The 17,824-nt window shown below is 51.8% G+C and carries 15 protein-coding genes; 6 read left to right on the plus strand and 9 right to left on the minus strand.

Annotated elements, in window-relative coordinates; genetic code table 11:
* Positions 1–659: 659 nt before the first annotated feature.
* From C5Y96_RS20065 to C5Y96_RS20080, 4 genes are all read left to right on the plus strand, one after another.
* Positions 660–1,052, plus strand: a complete 393-nt coding sequence (locus tag C5Y96_RS20065) for a hypothetical protein (RefSeq protein ID WP_105357072.1) — start codon at positions 660–662, stop codon at positions 1,050–1,052.
* Positions 1,053–1,076: 24 nt separating this feature from the next.
* The gene (locus C5Y96_RS28200) at positions 1,077–1,289 is read left to right on the plus strand and encodes a sensor histidine kinase (RefSeq protein WP_105357075.1); all 213 of its coding nucleotides are present in this window, start codon (positions 1,077–1,079) and stop codon (positions 1,287–1,289) included.
* Positions 1,290–1,540: 251 nt separating this feature from the next.
* On the plus strand, positions 1,541–3,856 hold the full coding sequence (locus tag C5Y96_RS20075; protein ID WP_105357078.1) for an ATP-binding protein: 2,316 nt from the start codon (positions 1,541–1,543) through the stop codon (positions 3,854–3,856).
* The gene (locus tag C5Y96_RS20080; protein WP_105357081.1) at positions 3,849–4,514 is read left to right on the plus strand and encodes a response regulator transcription factor; all 666 of its coding nucleotides are present in this window, start codon (positions 3,849–3,851) and stop codon (positions 4,512–4,514) included. Before C5Y96_RS20075 ends, C5Y96_RS20080 begins: the two co-directional genes overlap by 8 nt.
* Positions 4,515–4,649: 135 nt before the next feature.
* Here the strand turns inward: C5Y96_RS20080 and C5Y96_RS20085 are convergent, their stop codons facing one another.
* The 5 genes from C5Y96_RS20085 to C5Y96_RS20105 all read right to left on the minus strand — a co-directional run bounded on the left by C5Y96_RS20085 (position 4,650) and on the right by C5Y96_RS20105 (position 10,251).
* Entirely contained in the window at positions 4,650–5,486 is an 837-nt protein-coding gene (locus tag C5Y96_RS20085) for a sulfite exporter TauE/SafE family protein (RefSeq protein ID WP_158261334.1), read from the minus strand.
* A gap of 25 nt (positions 5,487–5,511) precedes the next feature.
* Positions 5,512–6,798 (minus strand): MFS transporter, encoded by a 1,287-nt coding sequence (locus C5Y96_RS20090; protein ID WP_105357086.1) that lies wholly within the window; start codon positions 6,796–6,798, stop codon positions 5,512–5,514.
* Positions 6,799–6,884: 86 nt separating this feature from the next.
* Positions 6,885–7,928, minus strand: a complete 1,044-nt coding sequence (locus tag C5Y96_RS20095) for a Gfo/Idh/MocA family protein (RefSeq protein ID WP_105357089.1) — start codon at positions 7,926–7,928, stop codon at positions 6,885–6,887.
* A gap of 68 nt (positions 7,929–7,996) precedes the next feature.
* On the minus strand, positions 7,997–9,007 hold the full coding sequence (locus C5Y96_RS20100; RefSeq protein ID WP_105357091.1) for a TauD/TfdA family dioxygenase: 1,011 nt from the start codon (positions 9,005–9,007) through the stop codon (positions 7,997–7,999).
* 68 nt (positions 9,008–9,075) lie between these two features.
* Positions 9,076–10,251, minus strand: a complete 1,176-nt coding sequence (locus tag C5Y96_RS20105; RefSeq protein ID WP_105357094.1) for an ROK family transcriptional regulator — start codon at positions 10,249–10,251, stop codon at positions 9,076–9,078.
* A 160-nt stretch (positions 10,252–10,411) separates the two neighbouring features.
* Here C5Y96_RS20105 and C5Y96_RS20110 point away from each other — a divergent pair, with 160 nt between their 5' ends.
* Positions 10,412–11,731: a Gfo/Idh/MocA family protein gene (locus C5Y96_RS20110; RefSeq protein WP_158261335.1), complete on the plus strand. Its 1,320-nt coding sequence runs from the start codon at positions 10,412–10,414 to the stop codon at positions 11,729–11,731.
* Between the two features lie 21 nt (positions 11,732–11,752).
* On the opposite strand, the gene C5Y96_RS20115 is transcribed toward C5Y96_RS20110, so the two are convergent.
* The 4 genes from C5Y96_RS20115 to C5Y96_RS20130 form a co-directional block, all read right to left on the minus strand.
* Positions 11,753–12,835, minus strand: a complete 1,083-nt coding sequence (locus C5Y96_RS20115; RefSeq protein ID WP_105357097.1) for a serine hydrolase domain-containing protein — start codon at positions 12,833–12,835, stop codon at positions 11,753–11,755.
* An 86-nt stretch (positions 12,836–12,921) separates the two neighbouring features.
* Entirely contained in the window at positions 12,922–13,779 is an 858-nt protein-coding gene (locus tag C5Y96_RS20120; RefSeq protein ID WP_233199035.1) for an alpha/beta hydrolase, read from the minus strand.
* A 159-nt stretch (positions 13,780–13,938) separates the two neighbouring features.
* Positions 13,939–15,462 (minus strand): sulfatase-like hydrolase/transferase, encoded by a 1,524-nt coding sequence (locus C5Y96_RS20125; RefSeq protein ID WP_409994432.1) that lies wholly within the window; start codon positions 15,460–15,462, stop codon positions 13,939–13,941.
* A 14-nt stretch (positions 15,463–15,476) separates the two neighbouring features.
* Positions 15,477–16,943: a sulfatase gene (locus C5Y96_RS20130; protein ID WP_105357099.1), complete on the minus strand. Its 1,467-nt coding sequence runs from the start codon at positions 16,941–16,943 to the stop codon at positions 15,477–15,479.
* A 636-nt stretch (positions 16,944–17,579) separates the two neighbouring features.
* Between C5Y96_RS20130 and C5Y96_RS27135 the strand changes: the two genes are divergently transcribed.
* On the plus strand, positions 17,580–17,786 hold the full coding sequence (locus C5Y96_RS27135; RefSeq protein ID WP_146115746.1) for a hypothetical protein: 207 nt from the start codon (positions 17,580–17,582) through the stop codon (positions 17,784–17,786).
* Positions 17,787–17,824 lie beyond the last annotated feature (38 nt).

Genomic DNA, 17,824 nt, shown 5'->3' on the forward strand with positions numbered 1-17,824 from the left:
CTTGCAGGGCTTTAACGATCTGTTCGGGACTACGTCGTTTACGCTTCTTGGTCATGGGAGTCTCCTTGGCCGAAATTGGCCTCTAGACTCTCATAACACATGGACCAGTTTTTGGGGAGCATGCCAATTCCGGCTGAGACGGAACAACGATGTTTCGCATATTGTCGTATGCGTCTTCATGACCTCGCGATCCTCTTCAGAAAGCGGGCCAGGCTTCCGCAGTATCGCATCGAAGATTCCAACCTTTGCGATGCCATGCATCGGCGATGCAAGACGTAACAAATCGACGTCGGTAAAGGATCATCCACACGTCTCTGCAAAAATGGCACTCAAGATCCCAATTCGGCGAATATGCTCGTGGTCATCCACTACTAAGATCTTCGCGGGAGGCGTTTCCTTGTTTGAACAACACGACTTCATAATTTCAAGTCACTTTCTTAAAGGGAGATCAGTAGAGACAATCGACTGAAAAATGTGGCTTGTGATAGATGCCGTACGGTTTGCTGTTCGTCAATTGATAATGCACCTGTTGGGGGTACGCACTTCCTTTATTGTGCTTACTCGCAACCCATTCGTTGAAATCCTTCTGTGACTTGCCGCTGATGCAGGTATCAGACCTTTCAAGTGTTTCGTGTCTATGCTGTTCGACGGTGCAAGCGATGACGACGGAGAATCCCCAGGTAAATCGTGCCCCTCTGACCACTGAGTGTACCTCTGCCAAAGTTGTGATAGCCACCGAAGATGCTGGCCGTTTGACTGGGCAATTATTAACCTTTGGTCGTCGGCAAAAACTAGAAAAGGCGCTTGTTGACTTGAACCAGGTTACTCTCGACGTCGTTTCCAAACTGCCTCCCCTCGTCAAAGCCAACATAGAACTCATCATAAGCTGTGATGCGGCAATTCCTCCCCTCTTGGAAGACATTGGCGAGTTACAGCAAGTTCTTTTCAACTTATGCTTGAACGCCCAGGATGCGATTCAAGGGGCTGGACAAATCGATATCACATCCAGTAGGCACCTCGTATCGGCCCCCAAGGAAAACGAAACTTCATAGAAGGCACCCTGCCAAGCGGTAACCATTGCTGTGGGGGATTCAGGGTGTGGAATCTCGCAAGAATCGAAAGGCAAAATCTTCGATCCTTTCTTTACAACAAAGGGAATTGGTAAAGGAACAGGTCTCGGATTAGCCGTGATCCATGGAATCGTGAGGGACCTGAACGGAACCATTAATGTCACGAGTGAGCTTGGCGAAGGAACGACTTTTATGTTGACGTTTCCTCCGGCGACTTAAACCAGCTAGTCAATTACACAAAGAGCGCAACTATTATAACTATCGCGCGATACTAATTCCGGCTCATCTATACGATGAATTTAGACCAACGATTTTCCCTCCTAAAGAAACTACGGAGTTTCATCGCTTTCCCCAGACCCTATAATTGTTACACATAACTGCTACACATTCCCCCTCCTCTTGCCCTCCTTCTTTTCAATTCCAGCGTAAGTTCCTTTAGTTGGACCTCATTAACGACCTCCATATTGCCTATGTCACGCGAGACGATTCCAGCAGGAACTCGGACTTCCAGGCTCTTGCCAGAGGACATTAGGTCACCTGTTCTTGATTGCTCTCCTCACCCCATGCTAATTGTGGATGGCCGCGGGAATATCGAGTACGCAAACACTGCGCTGATCAGGACGTGGGGGCTTCACGACGCCTCCCACCTCGTAGGAGGCGATGTCCACAGATTATGGAAGCAAACCGACACCGTCGATCGCTTGCTGGAATCGGCGATGACGTCTGGTTTAGCAACAAATGTGCTCGATGCTTGCCATAGCTTAGGTACGACCTTTCCAGTCGAAATTATCGCCCGCCGACTTAAGAGTTGGCAAAACGGCTCCGTCCAAATAGCGTTCTTTGTGACCTGTGTTACGCCCGAGATTTCCCAACTCCAACAGGAATTAAGCGAAAGCAAACGTCGCCTGGAGGAATCACAGGAGATCGCCAAGATAGGCAACTGGGAACTCGACCTACAACAAAACATTCTGACATGGTCAGATAGGGTCTTCGATATCTTCGAAGTCACACCTGTCCAATTCGGCGGGACCTACGAATACTTTCTCGATCTTGTATTTCCCGAGGATCGAGATCTGGTTAACAGCAGTTTTCTCGATTCTCTCGACAAGACCAGGTATTACGAGGTCACACATCGAATTCACACTCCCACCGGGAAGCTTAAGTGGGTCAACGAACGATGCAAAGTCTTTATCGACTGTGACGGACAACCAATTCGCTGCCTCGGGACGGTTCGAGATGTAACCGCACAGGTTGAAACTCAGAGGGCACTCCAGATTGCCAACTCACAACTGCGGTCCATTATTGATTCACACAATGGATTCGTGGGGCTATTGGACCTCGAAGGTCGATTGATCGAAATTAATGCTTCTCCATTCAAATCGAATATTGCGAATCGAAGCGAAGTGCTGGGCAGAGCATTATGGGAAACGCAGTGGTTTTCCCATCACGATTCCAATCAGCGGAAGATCAAATCTGCTATCCAACAAGTTTTGGGAGGTCGTTCGCTGCGATTCGAGACAACCATCTGCAATCAAGCTAATGAACTAGTAACGCACGATATTTCCTTTGAACCGTTGTTGGATATCGAAGGGAATATCATCAATATCGCCACATATGCGGTTGATATCTCTCAACGTAAACAAGCGGAAGTACTGCTCCGAGAAAGCGAGTGCTTCACGCGTTCAACTCTGGATGCCCTTTCTGCAGAAATCGCAGTACTAGACGAAACGGGAATCATTTCTCACGCCAATCGTGCCTGGACGGAGTTCACGATTGCCTGTTGCACTTATTGGCATACGGCCCCGAAAGGTGCCAATTACCTCGAACTATGCCGGAAAGCAGGTGCTATCGGCATCAAAGCTGCATCTCGGCTGGCCCAAGGAATCGATGACATCCTGGAAGGGCGCTGTACCGAGTTTTCGGTCGAACACTGCTGCCAGACGGCAAACGGCCAACAGTGGTTTCTCAGTCGAGGAACGCGATACCCAGGCGGGCGGCGCGTCGTTATCGTCCATGCGGACATAACCAGTGTTAAACTGGCAGAATTGCAAATGGAGGAACTCCGCAACCAATTGGTACACGCGTCGCGAGTTGCCACGATGGGGGAAATGGCCGCCGGCATCGCTCATGAACTCAATCAGCCCCTTGCTGCCATTAGGCTCTATTCTGAAGGTGGTGTTGAAGGGATATCCAAAGGTACGCTAAACGGCCCAGAGTTATCGGCAATGCTTGACAAAATCGCGGGACTGGCCACCCGCTGTGGCCAAGTCATCCGCGGACTACGCGAGTTTGCGATGCGTGAAGAGCCAAGACACGTCATCATTGATGTACGTGACATGATCCACGAAGTTTTGCAATTCATGGGGCATGAATGTAAGTGCTCCGGAGTCAATTACAGCTTAGATCTCGGTAGCAACACGCAATTGGTCAGCGCAAATCCAATTCAACTGCAACAAGTTCTCGTCAATCTTATCCGAAACGCGATCGAGGCCTTAGCTGATCATACTCGGTTAGGACGAATCGAGATTTGTTCCCAATCAACAGAAGATGACAGAAATATCACCATCTCTGTTTACGATAACGGCCCCGGCATGTCCTCGGAAACCATGTCTCACTTATTTGATCCTTTCTTCACAACCAAACCCTCGGGCCTAGGCATGGGGTTAAAAATCAGCCAGACGATTGTGCGAGCCCACGGTGGCACGATTCACTGCAACTCGGAGCCACAAATTGGAACGACCTTCACCATTCAATTACCCATGGCAAGCAACGTAACAAATGAATGACGACGATTCCTCACTAGGCACCGTCTACATCGTGGAAGACAACGATGACACGCGTCGATCCATTGAATGGACGCTCGCATCGGTCGGGTATTCCGTCGAGGTCTTTGCTGAAGCAAGATCATTTCTCGACCGACTCGACGCAACCGCTCCGTGCTGTGTCGTGGTCGATCTTCTGTTGCCAGGCATGACAGGACTGTCACTTTGTCAAGAACTCAATAAACGCGTCGTCAGTAGCGCGGTTGTCATGATCAGTGGCCACGGCGACATCAAATCTGCAGTCGAAGCAATGAAACAAGGTGTCGTCGACTTCCTGGAGAAGCCATTTGGCCGAGAACAATTGTTAAACTCGGTCCATGACGCCTCAACTCGCGCCAGACGCCAATATCGCGAATCACAGGAAGAAGCGAGAATTGCAGATGGTTTAGCAACACTTTCTCCTCGCGAGCGAGAGGTTTTCGACTGCATGGCCGACGGGATGGTGACCAAACAGATTGCTACTGTCCTCACAATCAGCCCGAGAACCGTTGATGTTCACCGATCGAAAATCACCCAAAAGCTGGAGTTAGATTCCCCTACGCAAATGGCGCACTTTATTTCTATCCATAAACGGCAACGAGATCGAAAGCTACGGAATAATCTCCCGTTTCCAGCCAACTGACTACAAAGCCTCACTGGATAATTAGACCGCGAAATTTACTTTGCAGAATGACACGATTGTTTGTCATCAATCAAAAAGATAAGCAGTAACGGGGTGCGTCTCCAAGTCGAGCATATGAATCCAGAGGCTTTCACTTCAATCCGTCAAGAGCTTGGGCTTCTTACCTACAATCTCCATTCTCGTGGCGATCGACGACTCGCCAACGGTTGGCTCTGAAGCCTCATTCGATCCATTCGTTGGCGAACGGAAGATCATCCCCAGCGACAACAGGAGAAGTGTCCCCATGGTCAGGCCGCGGAATACACGGGCATCGATATTATGCGACACCTTGAGCCCGACATAGATCCCCAGAAGCGCAAACGGAATGGCTAGAACACAATAACTGAGTACTGAGAGATTCATCCAACCAGCAGCAGTCAAACCACCAATTCGGAGAATCGCCGTAAGAAAACTGAAGGCTAATAGAAACACTTTGATCTGTGTTGGAGACCAAGGCTGACGCGACGCGAACGCTGCTACCGGCGGCCCACCCATTCCGACAGCCCCAGTGAGAAGCCCACTGGCAACCCCGGTAATCGAGGCCCACAGCCATGAAGTTTCTCGTTCTGTTTCAATCTTGATTTCCCGCCGCATTGACCACAGTCCTTCGGCTGAGAGTAAAAAGATCAAAACACCAGTGACTCGAATCAGCAGAGTCTCGTTCACTACGCTAAAGAAATAGAGCCCGACTGGCAGGCCTGCGATAGCTCCAGCCAAACAGATCAATAGGGTCCGACGCTTGATTTCACCTCGGTACATCCATACTGCCGCAATCAAAGGTGCCAAAACACTGACGGCGACGATCACGTTCGCTTCACGAAAGTCAAGAAAGTAGGAGAAGATTGCCAAACAAACGATAGCGTAGCCAAAGCCGATCGTTCCCTGAACTGTAGCAGCCAGAAAGATTACCAGAGAGATCAGCAGCAGTATCAACTTGAATTCTTTCCTGGAAGCGAATCTACTCAGGCAACTCTTGCCCCTTAGTTTCTGGCAAAAATAGCATGATCACCACCCCCACCAGAAAAAGCAGGGCAAGTAAACTAACCGCGAGTCGCAAATCGATTTCCGATTTAAGGGCACCGGCGGCGAGAAGGACCGGAACGGCTACGACTCTCCCACCGTTAAAACAAAAGCTAGTTCCCGTTGCGCGAAGATGAGTCGGGAATAGTTCTGGAAAGTAAATTGCGTAGCCCGCATGAATCCCCAGCGTAAAGAATCCAAACAGCGGCAAGAGGAACAATAATTGCCAATAGGTCTGCGGCAAAAAACAAACCACCGGCACAATAGCCACGGCCATAAGTTGAAAGACGATAAAAGTCGGTTTGCGACCGAATCGCGCAGCGAGTGGCCCGAAGGAAAGCAGTCCGATACCTCCTCCCGCTGCTTGAACAATGCCGTAAGCGAACTTTGCCTGTTGCGCCGCCCCCTCGGGCGAGACGTCGTTACGAAGCAATAGCTCGCGCATAAGGTCTTGCCCAGATACAGTCACCGCCCAGAACGTCCCCAGTCCGACTGCAGCAAGGCCCATTCCCATAAACGCTCGAAAGCTCCAAGGACTGGCCAACAGCAATTGTCGGAAGCTGCCCAGTTTCTCAGGCCGAGTAGATGTCTTGGCGGCATCCTTTTTCTCTTGCCAACGTTCGGGTTCCTTCACCGATGACCGCACCCACACGATCAGTACAGCAGGCAAAATGCCCACCAGGTAAGCGTATTGCCAGTTCGCCCCAACGGCCAAACCAGCAAGAGCCGCCAGCCACGTCCCCAGGATACTTGTCGCATGGAAGATACCCGAGGCCTGGGCTCTGGCCTTGGGAGGAAAGACTTCCGCGACCAGGCTGGCTGCAACGGCCCATTCCCCCCCCACGCCAACTGCAACCAGGAATCGCAGTACGGCAACGTGCCACAGTTCTGTGGCAAAAAACGTCAAACCAGAAAACACCGAGTACGCTAGAATGGTCGCAATCATGATAGGACGCCGACCGTAACGATCGGCCAGCGTACCGGCGAGCAGCCCTCCAACGGTTCCTCCGAATAGGAAGATTGCCAGGAAGAAGTCACCGTACCACTTCACGTTTGCCTCGGCCTGAGGGACGATATCATTCAACATCTGATTGCGGGTGATGTTGAAGATCTGTCCTTCATATACATCAAAAACCCAACCAGCGGAGGCAATAATCAGTACCAACCATTGGTAACGCGTTACATCGTGATACCATGGTCGCGACGATTGTGAGGGAGTGTCCATGGCTTCATTTCACTTGTCAAGAAGAGATGAGAAACAGGAAGGACAGGCAGGTTGGCAGGAAGAGAAACAAACTAACTTTGGGGCATTTACAGGATATCGCTCATAGCAACCGGCTGGCCCGATTCAACCGACTTTTGCGCGGCCAGACACATTGCGACAGACCACATTCCGTCTTCAGCCGACGTTGCTAATGGTTTACCACCACGAATGGCTTCCAGCAACATAGCTACCTGGTCCTCAAGCTCAAAGATCTCGCCGGTGATCTTCTCGATCGGAATCTCACGGACAGTTTCACCATTGGAAGCCTTGAGAAAGAAGCTGGGGTGACGTGTGCGATCCATGGCACCACTCCAACTTGCCCATAGCGAGCCTTCCGTTCCAGCAACTTTCGCGGTCTGATGATGCTCGAACATAGAAAGCGACTGCGATACGACAGCGTACTTCCCATCTTCGAAGTTAACGATCGCGCTGAAGTTATCCTGCAGTTCTGGATGCCCCACCTGGCGAGAATTGGCTGTGGCAAACAGTGAAGTCGGCTTTCCAGCTGAGCTCAGGTACCAACGGGCCAGGTCGAAGAAGTGAATTGGCTCTTCCAATATCCAGTTCCCCACGCGGTCGATATCGTATCGCCAGCCGTCGGCACCTAGGCGATATGGTTTACGGGAGAGTTCCACTAATGCGTATTGTGGTTCGCCAATCGCACCTGCGTCGATCTCTTGCTTGACTCGCGACCAGAGTGAAGAAAGCCGCAGTTCGTGACCAACAGCCAAAAGAAGATTTTTCTCCTGGGCCAGTTGATTGAGGGCCTGACAGTCGGCAATTGTCAGACACATTGGCTTTTCCAACAGCAGGTGCTTGCCCGACTCCAATACCGCCTTGGCAACCTCGAAGTGCAAATAGCTGGGTATCACCACATGGACGACTTCGATATCGTCCTGTGCCAGAAGTTGGTGATAGTCGCTATATACCGAAGCACTCGGATATAGTTCGCGAGCTTCGCTGCAGGTGCCTTCCGATTTCGCAGCAATGGCGGCTACTTCAGCACCTTCGGTCTTATTGATCGCCCCAGCGTGGCATTTGCCCCAGGCACCGAATCCAATCACGCCAAAACGTACGGGGGATGTTGTCATGAGTTATCCTGTCTTTTCAATCGACCAGCGGCCGCAATGCAATTAGTTAAACTTTGACGGAATATGGATTAGGTCGCGTGAGCGTGTTGTCCCATCTCTAGCAGCGATGCCAGAATCTTGCGTGGGCCTTGGAATGTTCGTCGACCGTGCATGACGAGGAAGTTATCGACCAAAGCAATATCACCGTTCTGCCAAGGAAGGTCGAATGTCAACTGCTCCGCCATTTTAGCAACTTCCATGACGGTATCCCGGTCAAGCGGCTGTCCGTCGCCGAACGTGATAGACTTGGAAGGATCATTTCGACTGTCCTTCCAACCACAGAAGGCCGCGATCAACTGATTAAAAAAGACTTTGCGGCCAGGTGATACTTCTCGTACCGCTGGCAGAACCGGCGTTGTTGCGCGAAGGCTGCCGTCTTCCTGCCACCCCCAGGTATATCCGTATTCCGCCATGCGAGCCTGGGCCTGTTCCTGCGTCTCCACTCTAAATGTGCTTTGCCAACTGCGGCCCATCCCAGAGGAAGCATCGTTAGCGGCAGGCATAACGTTGGTGTATTTCAACCCTTTTGTTTCACAGTCGAAAGCGAACTGGGGAAAACGCTCTTGCATTTGCTCGAACAGAATATCCGAACGGCACAGCGGCGTTGCTCCCCCTTCATCGGCTGCTTGCCAACAGCAGAAGAACAACTTACTCGGAAAAATCGGAGTTTGAGCCATCTCGTGATGCAGATAGATGGTCACCGTCGAAGGGGCCTCGTTGGCCGAGAACACTCGTGGGGTAAAGTTCGTGCGAACAGCATTGGAAAGGGACACTTCGTACGGAAAATTCTCAATCTCGAACGCAGCAATAAACTGGTCAAACTCTGACGGTTCGCCCAGGGGAAAGCCTCGAAACAGGATGGCTCCATGCGTCTGACATTGTCGCAGAAGATCCTCACGGTTCTCCTTGGCCCAAGCCACGGCCTCGTCCAGTGTTGCCAATTCAGATTCACATTTCAGAATTAATGGAAATACCTCTCCATCATACGACTGTTGACTTGGCACACTGACGGGCGAGACGTTCAACCGTTGATCGGTCATGGGGAAATTCCTGAAAATAGGTTCCGCTTGTCTTGCGGGAATAGATGAATGAAAGTGTTGGCAATGTGTTAACGCAATGGTTTCCACTGATGAACCGCGAGCGCGGCAGCTCCAAGCGCGCCCCCGTGCATATCGAATTCGGAAGCCACGATCCGGGGTGCCCTGGCATGTTTCGTATTGGACAAGGGATACACAACCTGGCGAATTGGTTCGAGAAACGCGGCCGTTAATCTAGCCAATGGACCAGCGACTATGACCATTTCGGGATTCAACAAGAGGCTGATCTGCGCGATCACGCGGCCCACGACACTGGCAGCTAACTGCAATACATCAAGCACCAATGCTTCCTCGTTCTCTGCCGCGGTTACCATGTCTTCCAGGGCAACACGATTCCGCTTAAGGGGCACAGCACACTTCGCGCCCGATGTTATCTGTCGTGCTAATCGATCGAGAATTGCCCGCACGGACGCGATGCGTTCCAGCGGAACAAACGCAGGCGAGCCATCAACAGACCATTCGCATGGCCAATTGCCAATTTCACCGGCCAACCCATTCAGACCAGTATGTAGGTGTCCGTCGATCACGACTCCCGCGCCAATGCCGCTACGAATTCCCAGGCACACAAAGTCACTCACACCACGAGCGGCACCAAACCACTGTTCGGCTAAGGCCATCGCGCGGATGTTATTTTCGATATAAACTGGCACGTCGAACCTTTGTGTGAAGTGCTCGACCAGGGGAATATTCTGCCAACCCGTGATATGCTCGTAGTGAACGGCCTCACCTCGCTGGTGGTCGACCACGCCCGGCACACCAATACCGATTCCGAGCAACTGACTCGAATGGTCGATCGAATCGATACCAGTTTCGATCTTCTTGACCACCTGGGCAGCCGAGTCCGATGCAAGAATTCGGACGACCTCTTGCTGCAGGACTTGCTGCGAGAAATCGACCGACGTGATAGCGATTTGCGAGGCTTCGAAGTCGACACCAATGAAGTGTCCCGCCTCGGGGTTGAGTTCGAGTATTGTCCCGGGACGCCCAGCCCCGCTGGTGTCCTTACGCCCTTCCTGTAGAACTCCCTCACTCACGAGGCGATCCACGTAGAGACCTACCGTCGATGGGGCCAGGCTCAATTGCCTTGCTAGCTCAACGCGTGAGACCGATTCGATCTGCCGCACTAAACGAATCAGCTTGGATTCGGTTTCCGCGATCGCGCGTTGTTTTGTTTTGACGGCCTGCATCCAAATTTCCTTGCGGGCACCAAGTGGATTGCCTAAGATGTTATTTCGATTTCAAAAAAAGTCAATCGTTCGTCGGATGAATTCTCCAAATGATCCCGACAAACGCCTCCCATGCTCCTTCTCGCCCACCTCCCTTGTCGCCCAACTCAAGGAAAAGCTCATGCCTAAGTCATCCATCGAACTAACCCGTCGCAAGTTTATATCGACCAGCGCCGCCGTGGCGGCAGCGCCTTCGATCTTTACCTCTACGGCAAAGGCTGCACCTAGCGAAAGGATTACTGTCGGAGTGATAGGCTTAGGATCACGGGGCTTTAACTTGCTGGATGACTTATTGACTTCGCCTGACGCCCAGATTGTCGCCGTTTGCGATGTCGACACCCTTCACTACCGTGATCAGGAATGGGGAAAAGGAAGAAGGTTTGGACTACAAGCCGGTCAGGAATACATCGATCAGAAGTCGGGTTCTAAGCCTGGCGTTTCCACCACGCGCGATTTCCACGATATCTGCACACGCGATGACATCGATGCCGTAGTTGTTGCTACTCCTGATCATTGGCATGCGTTATGTACATTAGAGGCCCTACGTTCTGGCAAGGACGTCTACTGCGAGAAGCCCATCACCCATACATTTCGTGAAGGACAAACCGTTTATCGTGAAGTTGCTAAGCAAAACGCGATTTTTCAGACCGGAAGCCAACAGCGAAGTGATTGGCAATTTCGTCGCGCGGTTGAATTGGTGCGCAACGGGCATCTGGGCAAGATTCACACGATCGAAGTTGGCTTACCTCCTGGGTATGACAAGCCACAAGGGGACCCAACGGTAACCATGCCGCCAGAACACGTCGACTACGACTTCTGGTGCGGACCAGCTCCCATGCTTCCATACATGCGTGCCCGGCACCATCGCTGGTGGCGCGGACATCGGGCTTATGGTGGTGGCGTGCTCATGGATTGGATTGGCCATCACAACGACATTGCTCACTGGGCACTTGATTTGGATCGCTCTGGCCCCGTGAAAGTCGAGGCCGTCGGCTGGACTTTTCCAGAAACCAATATCTATAACACGCCCTACCATTATGAAATTCAATGCGAATACGAAGGGGGTACGAAGAGTTCCATCTCGAGTCGTAACAAACTAGGTGCGCGATTGGTCGGCGACAGTGGGTGGGTTTTCGTTACCCGCGGCAGCATAGTGGCTTCCCAGCCCGCCTGGACCGATGCCAAATTCAATCCAGGTCACGAAAAGGTTTACGCCTCAGACAACCATATGCAGAATTTCCTGAATGGCGTTCGTTCCCGCCGTCCATGCATTTGCCCAGCCGAGACCGGGCATCGCTCGATTACCCCGGGACATCTAGCCTATGTTTCACAGTCCCTTGGGCGGGCTCTGCGATGGGATCCGAAGACTGAGACGGTTGTCGGCGATCAATCGGCCAATGATCTGCTACAACGGCAGCACTACCGTCAGCCGTGGGGCTAGTAGGGTTCACAACAGGAAAAATTAGCGCGACGATTTCAGTTTGGCAATCGTCGCCTCTAAAGCCTCTCCTGCCGTGGGATCTTCCGGCAAAGGACTATCCTGAAACGCTGGAAGTAGCTTATCCCACACCACGTTCAACTCCGCTTGCATGTTCCCAGTATGGGCGGTGATAGCAACCACAGCGTCCTGTTCCGGCAGAACGATACAGAACTGGCCATCCTTTCCATCTCCACGAAAGGCCCCATGCCGGCAACGCCAAAACTGGAAACCGTAACCCTGATCCCAGTCACTATCGGGATTACTTCCGTTAGAAACTTGTTTGGAAGTGGCCATCTCAATCCACGACAGGGGAATCAATTGTTTGCCGTTCCACTTTCCCTTTTGCAGATAAAGCTGGCCAAAATTAGCAATATCCTCGGTTCGCAGGTAGAGTCCATAACCGCCAATTGAAATCCCTTGGGGGCTGGTCTCCCAGACGGGCGTTTCAATGCCCAGTGGGTCAAAGAGTCGTGGAGTCAGATAGTCAAGAACGGTTTGCCCGGTTACTTTCTGCACGATCGCTGAAAGCATGTACGTTGCAGGCGTATTGTATCGAAAGTGAGTTCCCGGCTTATGGGGAACTGGATGGGCCAAGAATGCCTTGGCCCAATCGGACTGTTCACGCCAGTTCAGTTCGTCCTGATGTCCGGCATTCATCGTTAACAAATCACGGACTCGCATCGCTCGAAGGTTGTCCGATGGCTTCTCGGGAGCATCCATCGGAAAGAATTTAAGCACCGGATCGTCGATGCTGAGCTTCCCTTCGGTAACGGCAAACCCAACGGCAGTGGAGGTAAAGCTTTTGCTAAGTGACCAGAGAATATGTGGCTTGTCGGCCGACTCGGGTTCCCACCAGGCTTCAGCCACGACTTTGCCATGACGCACGAGCATAAAACTATGCATCGAGTTGACTTCGCGATTAGCGGTCTCGATGTAATCCAGGATTGCTTTCGATGACACTCCCTGAGATTCTGGCGTGGCTCGAGGCAAATGGCTCTCTTCCGCACGAAGTGTACCGATACCCAGAACCAAGACGGCGATGACGACACGGATTATTGGCTTCATAGTTGTTTTTCAGGTTCAGGTCAGGTTTTCCACTGGGAAAGAGAAGACTTCCGCGAACGGTAAGAGCTTATGCGACTGAAAAATGCCTATTCGGAAGCCATGGCACCGGAACGTCGGAAGTTCTCGGCATGAAAATTCACAAGTTCCAATCCACGTTTGTCGTAAATCTTTTGCGCACTATGGGGTGCCCCTTCGACAATAATTCGCTCGAACGGAATCTTCAACGATTCGAGGAACTTCATATACTCTAAGTTGTTCTCGTAGTTGAAGCCTTCGGTACCAACATGCAGCATAATGCGTAAAGGTGGCTCCTTGCTCTCGGCATATTTACGTGCCAGATCCCAAGTATTGTCGCCTGCAGCAAAGACTAGGTTTTCACTCTCGCGCCCATTTTCCTCAGAAATTCGCTTCTCCGTCGCATATCCAGAGCCGCCAGGTGCCGCCGAACAAAACAGATCGGGGTGCTTGAACATAATACGCGTTGTTCCGCGGCCTCCCTGCGAAAACCCTTCCAGGCCCCGCCCCTTACGATTGGCGATGGTCCGATATGTCTTGTCGATAAATGGGATCAACTCGTTCACGAAGACATCTTCGCCCATCGCATTCTCACGATCGGCAAGATTGTAATGGCTGACCGGGCCACCGTTAACAAAAACATAAATCATGTCCGGTGATTTAGATTCAGTCATGTAGCGGTGAATATAGTTCGCCAATCCGATACTCTTCGCTTCACTTCCAGGCCGGCCACCATGCAAGTAGTAAACGGCCGGATAACGTCGATCGATATCCATCTCATACGATGGTGGCAGGTAGATGCAGTACCCCACTTCCTGCTTCATAGACGGGCTCTGGAACACACCATGCTGAACGCCTGTCGGCATCATGCGGGGAAGATTGACCCACTTAAATAGTGGTGGCGTCTTCTTCTGGGTATTCTGTGCCACAAGATCTGTGCCAGGAAAAGTGAGCAACAGGGTTGCGATACAGAGTACTATGATTCGACGCAGCATTTTCATCTTTCCCAATACGGATCTAGATAACTTCTGTTTGTTTAACGGTAACTTGAAGGCACCCGCGTTTGCAAGCTGAAGGCTGTCCTACTGCTATTTTGAATCAACCGCTTCGTATCTACCTACCAGCTTGTCCGGAGCGGACGGATCTAGTCTCCACTGTGGCGGCGGAATGAAACCTGCCTGACCGACCCCGTACGGCGGGACCGCATCTTCGGGCTGCAGCGAACGGTGGTCAACAAGTTTTCCGGCAAGCTGTTTGACAATCTCTAGATTGTGCTTGGAGAGGTCATTCGTTTCATTCAAATCTCGCTTGAGATGAAATAGTCGAACCTGATACGTGTCGTCATTCAACTGCTTCACATCCGTGAGCCGTGGTCCATTTACCACTAACTTCCATCCACCGTCGATGACTGCCATATGCTCGTTCGCTGGTCCCGATTGTCCGTGGTACGAAAACCACGGCCTACTCTCGATCAACGATTCTGGCTCGGCAAACACCGATGTCAGATCGACACCATCGATGGACATGTCGCTGAGCCTGGCAGCTTCTCCACCGGCTGTTGATACCAATGTCGGCAAGAGATCGATATAGCCGCAGACGGTATCCGTTGATTGACCTGCTGTAATCTTCGCAGGCCAACGAACACACGCTGGCACTCGTATCCCCCCTTCAAATACCGTCAGCTTTGCTCCTTTCAGCGGTTTGTTAATGTCTCGCAAGTTTCCCACACCGCCGTTGTCGCTGAAGAACCAAACGATGGTGTTGTCTGCTTCTCCAGTGGAATCGATGGCCTGTAAGATCCGCCCAATACCTTCATCCATTCGACCGATCATCGCCTTATAGATCTCTCGATTCTTACCATCTCGTCCTCTTACTTCCGGCAAATTGCCATACCGCTCGACGGCATCAGAGGGTGCCTGAAATGGAGAGTGTGGTGCGTTGAACGGCACGTAGCAGAAAAAAGGTGCGTCTGATGCTGCAGACTGCTTGATCCAATCCGCCGCTGCGTTCGCGATCAGATCTGTCGCGTAACCCGTTTCGTTGGACGAGTCATATCCAACATGCCAGTCGCGCTCGCCATCTCTTGTGAGATCGAAGTAATCGATGGCACCGTTATAGTGCCCATGGAAGTGCGTAAATCCTCGGGCTAGCGGATGCCATTTTGCGCGACGATGCCCCAGATGCCGCTTGCCGAAGACACCCCGATTCTCATAGCCAAGCGTAGCCAACATCTCGGGAAGCGTGACTTCCGAGGTTGGCAACCCGAAGTCTCGGTAAGGGGGAATCACAGATCGTGCACAGCCAAATCGAATCGGGTAGCGTCCGGTCATCATCCCTGCTCGCGTCGGAGAACACATCGGAGCAACGTAAAACCGATTCAGGTTAAGGCCACTAGCAACAAGAGAATCGATATGTGGGGTTTGAAATTCCCTGTTGTGGTATCCAACAGAATTCCAACCGAGATCATCGGCAAGGATCACTACGATGTTTGGCAATGAAGTAGAAGTGGCCGGCATGTCAGTAACAACACTTCCAGCAAGTAAACCAATGACCATTCCACACGCAGCGCAGGAACGTATCAGCATGAGGAACCATTTCACGGAGTCAAGCATTTCGCATTCCATTCTTACAATCGATCGGGATTCACTGGTACCGTGGGCGTTTTGCCAGACACCTTCATTTTCAGTTGACTACGAAGAGTTGCCATGACCGCTTGAGCTCGCTCATCAGGGTCTTGAGCCAGGTTATTGAACTCGTTCGGATCAGAGTGATGGTCATATAGCTCGACGCCATACTTGCCGTCGCCCCATTCGGTATACCGGTATCGATCGGTACGAATGCTGCACCCCATGACCATCTCTGCCAAACGGTCGTCGGCCGGTCTAAGCACTTGCGTGATAGCCTGGCCTTCCCACGGGGCATGAGGATTCTCGATCAACCTACGCAAACTACGACCAGCCAAATGGTCTGGCGTATCCACACCCGCAAGATCGGTTACCGTCGGATAAATATCGACGAATTCCACGATCCGATCGCAGGCCCCCTGTCCTTTCATGCCTGGGGCATAAATGACCAATGGAGCGCGAGACGCTTGCTCGAACAATGTTCGCTTCTGCCAGATGCCATCGTGTTCGCCCAGGTGGTAACCATGATCGCTCCAGAAAACGACGATTGTGTTCTCTGCGATTCCGATCTCATCCAATGCCGAAAGCAGACGCCCTATTTGGGCATCTACCATCGAGACGCAGGCATAGTAGGCCTGCGTCGCTTTCAATAAAGTAGGTTCATCAAGGCCATAATTCGGCACGGGGCAATTGTGAGCGAAGGCGGCCGCCGGGATATCGTCGCGGTCGTTCTCTGGAGCGTACGGCAACCGAAACGATTCGAGTGGGTACATCTCGAAGAACTCTTTGGGTGCAACATAGGGGGTGTGAGGTCGAAAGAAACCTACGCCTAAGAAGAATGGCTCATCCTTCTTTTCGCGCATGATCTTGATCGCTTCGGTGGCGATCATGCCGTCGGTCTGTTGTTCAGCAGTACCATCGGCGGCTAACCAACTAAGGGATGCGCTAATCTTCCGATGCGGTTCGGCATTGAAAATCAATGCCTCGTCTGCCTTGTCTCGTCCCTTCGGATTGACGGTCCGGTCCCACGAAGGAGGATCATCGAAGCCATCGGTTCCAATCGCGGCCGGCACGTTGTAGTGGTAGATTTTCCCAACACGCGCGGTAAAATAGCCTGCCTTTTGGAAGGCCTGTGACAACGTCACCACATCGGGCACTTCGTCGCGAAAATGACGGTCGAGATCGTATACTTTTATTTGATCAGGTCTTAGCCCTGTCATTACCGATGCCCTCGTCGGATTGCACAGCGGCAATTGATTATAGGCCCGCCGAAAGCAAGTTCCCACAGCTGCCAGGCGATCGATGTTCGGCGTTTTCGCGACAACGTCCCCGTAACATCCCAGCGTGCAAGCCAAGTCGTCCACGGCTATGAACAACACATTTGGCTTACCGGCCTGGGCCTGCGGGCCATGCAATTGCAGCACACCCAGCGCGAAGAGAAGCAACAAAGCAAAGCGGACGGGTTTCATGATAGTGCTTATTGAAACGTTGCGGCGAAAAGTAAATCCCCAGGAGAACGACTTCCATAGTAACTCAATCTCACTCTCCGAATCGAGCCCCAGCGATGCTACGGCAACTTTGAATTACGAATCCTAGCGGCCACCGACGCAGGTGCAGAAGATGCGAAACCGGTCGTCCTTCAATTACATCTGGACAAGGCTGGCTTCATTCGTGAGGCTAGATCAGCTCCGAGCCTAACCTTAAATTAGTCCGGCGGTAGTGCTACTACCGCAACCATGAAAACACACATATCTGAGCACGTTTGCGTGTACCTGGGATAACCGGATACACTTCGAGGTCGGCATTCCTCCTGCCCTACTGATAACATTCAACGGCCCCGCCCCCCACCCATGAGTGCTGGCCCTGAGCATTCCACGAAGATTCTTTGCGGGCATCCATTCTCCCAAGCCATGGGCGATATCCCGTTTGGGAAGCGAACTTGGACTCTCTCTCCTCCCTAAGCACATACGAGCTTAAAAAAGTAGGGAGTTTGTTGGCTGATATTTCTGCTGGCAACCGCTGAGCTTGGTAACGAGACACATACTGGCCATCAGAATCAATCGGACAATACCAAATTGAACTCCCGTCCTTTGGAGACCCTGACCATGAGCAATATCACCTTGCTACTGATCGCCGCCGTCACGTTCGCCTCACTTGGCACCAATGTTCAAGTCAGGACGCGTTTACGTCAGTCGAATCTAGAATTCAATAATCCCCAACCAATAAGAGGCATATGCTCGAGCGATGCCGCTATTTTCGTGCGCTGGCCTTGGCCAGTTTCTTCATTCAACAACACGGTCATGATCGCATAACTGCGATTAGCAGGTATTTGTTCTTGCCACAACCCAGG

The sequence above is a fragment of the Blastopirellula marina genome (assembly GCF_002967715.1).
In the GTDB taxonomy this organism is placed as follows: Bacteria; Planctomycetota; Planctomycetia; order Pirellulales; family Pirellulaceae; genus Bremerella; species Bremerella marina_B.

Excerpts from the sequence above, each read along its gene's own strand:
- C5Y96_RS20125 (WP_409994432.1), bottom strand. The coding sequence starts at position 15,462 with ATGCTTGACTCCGTGAAATGGTTCCTCATGCTGATACGTTCCTGCGCT.
- C5Y96_RS27135 (WP_146115746.1), top strand. The coding sequence starts at position 17,580 with ATGAGCAATATCACCTTGCTACTGATCGCCGCCGTCACGTTCGCCTCA.
- C5Y96_RS20100 (WP_105357091.1), bottom strand. The coding sequence starts at position 9,007 with ATGACCGATCAACGGTTGAACGTCTCGCCCGTCAGTGTGCCAAGTCAA.
- C5Y96_RS20105 (WP_105357094.1), bottom strand. The coding sequence starts at position 10,251 with ATGCAGGCCGTCAAAACAAAACAACGCGCGATCGCGGAAACCGAATCC.
- C5Y96_RS20090 (WP_105357086.1), bottom strand. The coding sequence starts at position 6,798 with ATGGACACTCCCTCACAATCGTCGCGACCATGGTATCACGATGTAACG.
- C5Y96_RS20095 (WP_105357089.1), bottom strand. The coding sequence starts at position 7,928 with ATGACAACATCCCCCGTACGTTTTGGCGTGATTGGATTCGGTGCCTGG.
- C5Y96_RS20065 (WP_105357072.1), top strand. The coding sequence starts at position 660 with ATGACGACGGAGAATCCCCAGGTAAATCGTGCCCCTCTGACCACTGAG.
- C5Y96_RS20080 (WP_105357081.1), top strand. The coding sequence starts at position 3,849 with ATGAATGACGACGATTCCTCACTAGGCACCGTCTACATCGTGGAAGAC.
- C5Y96_RS20075 (WP_105357078.1), top strand. The coding sequence starts at position 1,541 with ATGTCACGCGAGACGATTCCAGCAGGAACTCGGACTTCCAGGCTCTTG.
- C5Y96_RS20130 (WP_105357099.1), bottom strand. The coding sequence starts at position 16,943 with ATGAAACCCGTCCGCTTTGCTTTGTTGCTTCTCTTCGCGCTGGGTGTG.
- C5Y96_RS20115 (WP_105357097.1), bottom strand. The coding sequence starts at position 12,835 with ATGAAGCCAATAATCCGTGTCGTCATCGCCGTCTTGGTTCTGGGTATC.
- C5Y96_RS20110 (WP_158261335.1), top strand. The coding sequence starts at position 10,412 with ATGCCTAAGTCATCCATCGAACTAACCCGTCGCAAGTTTATATCGACC.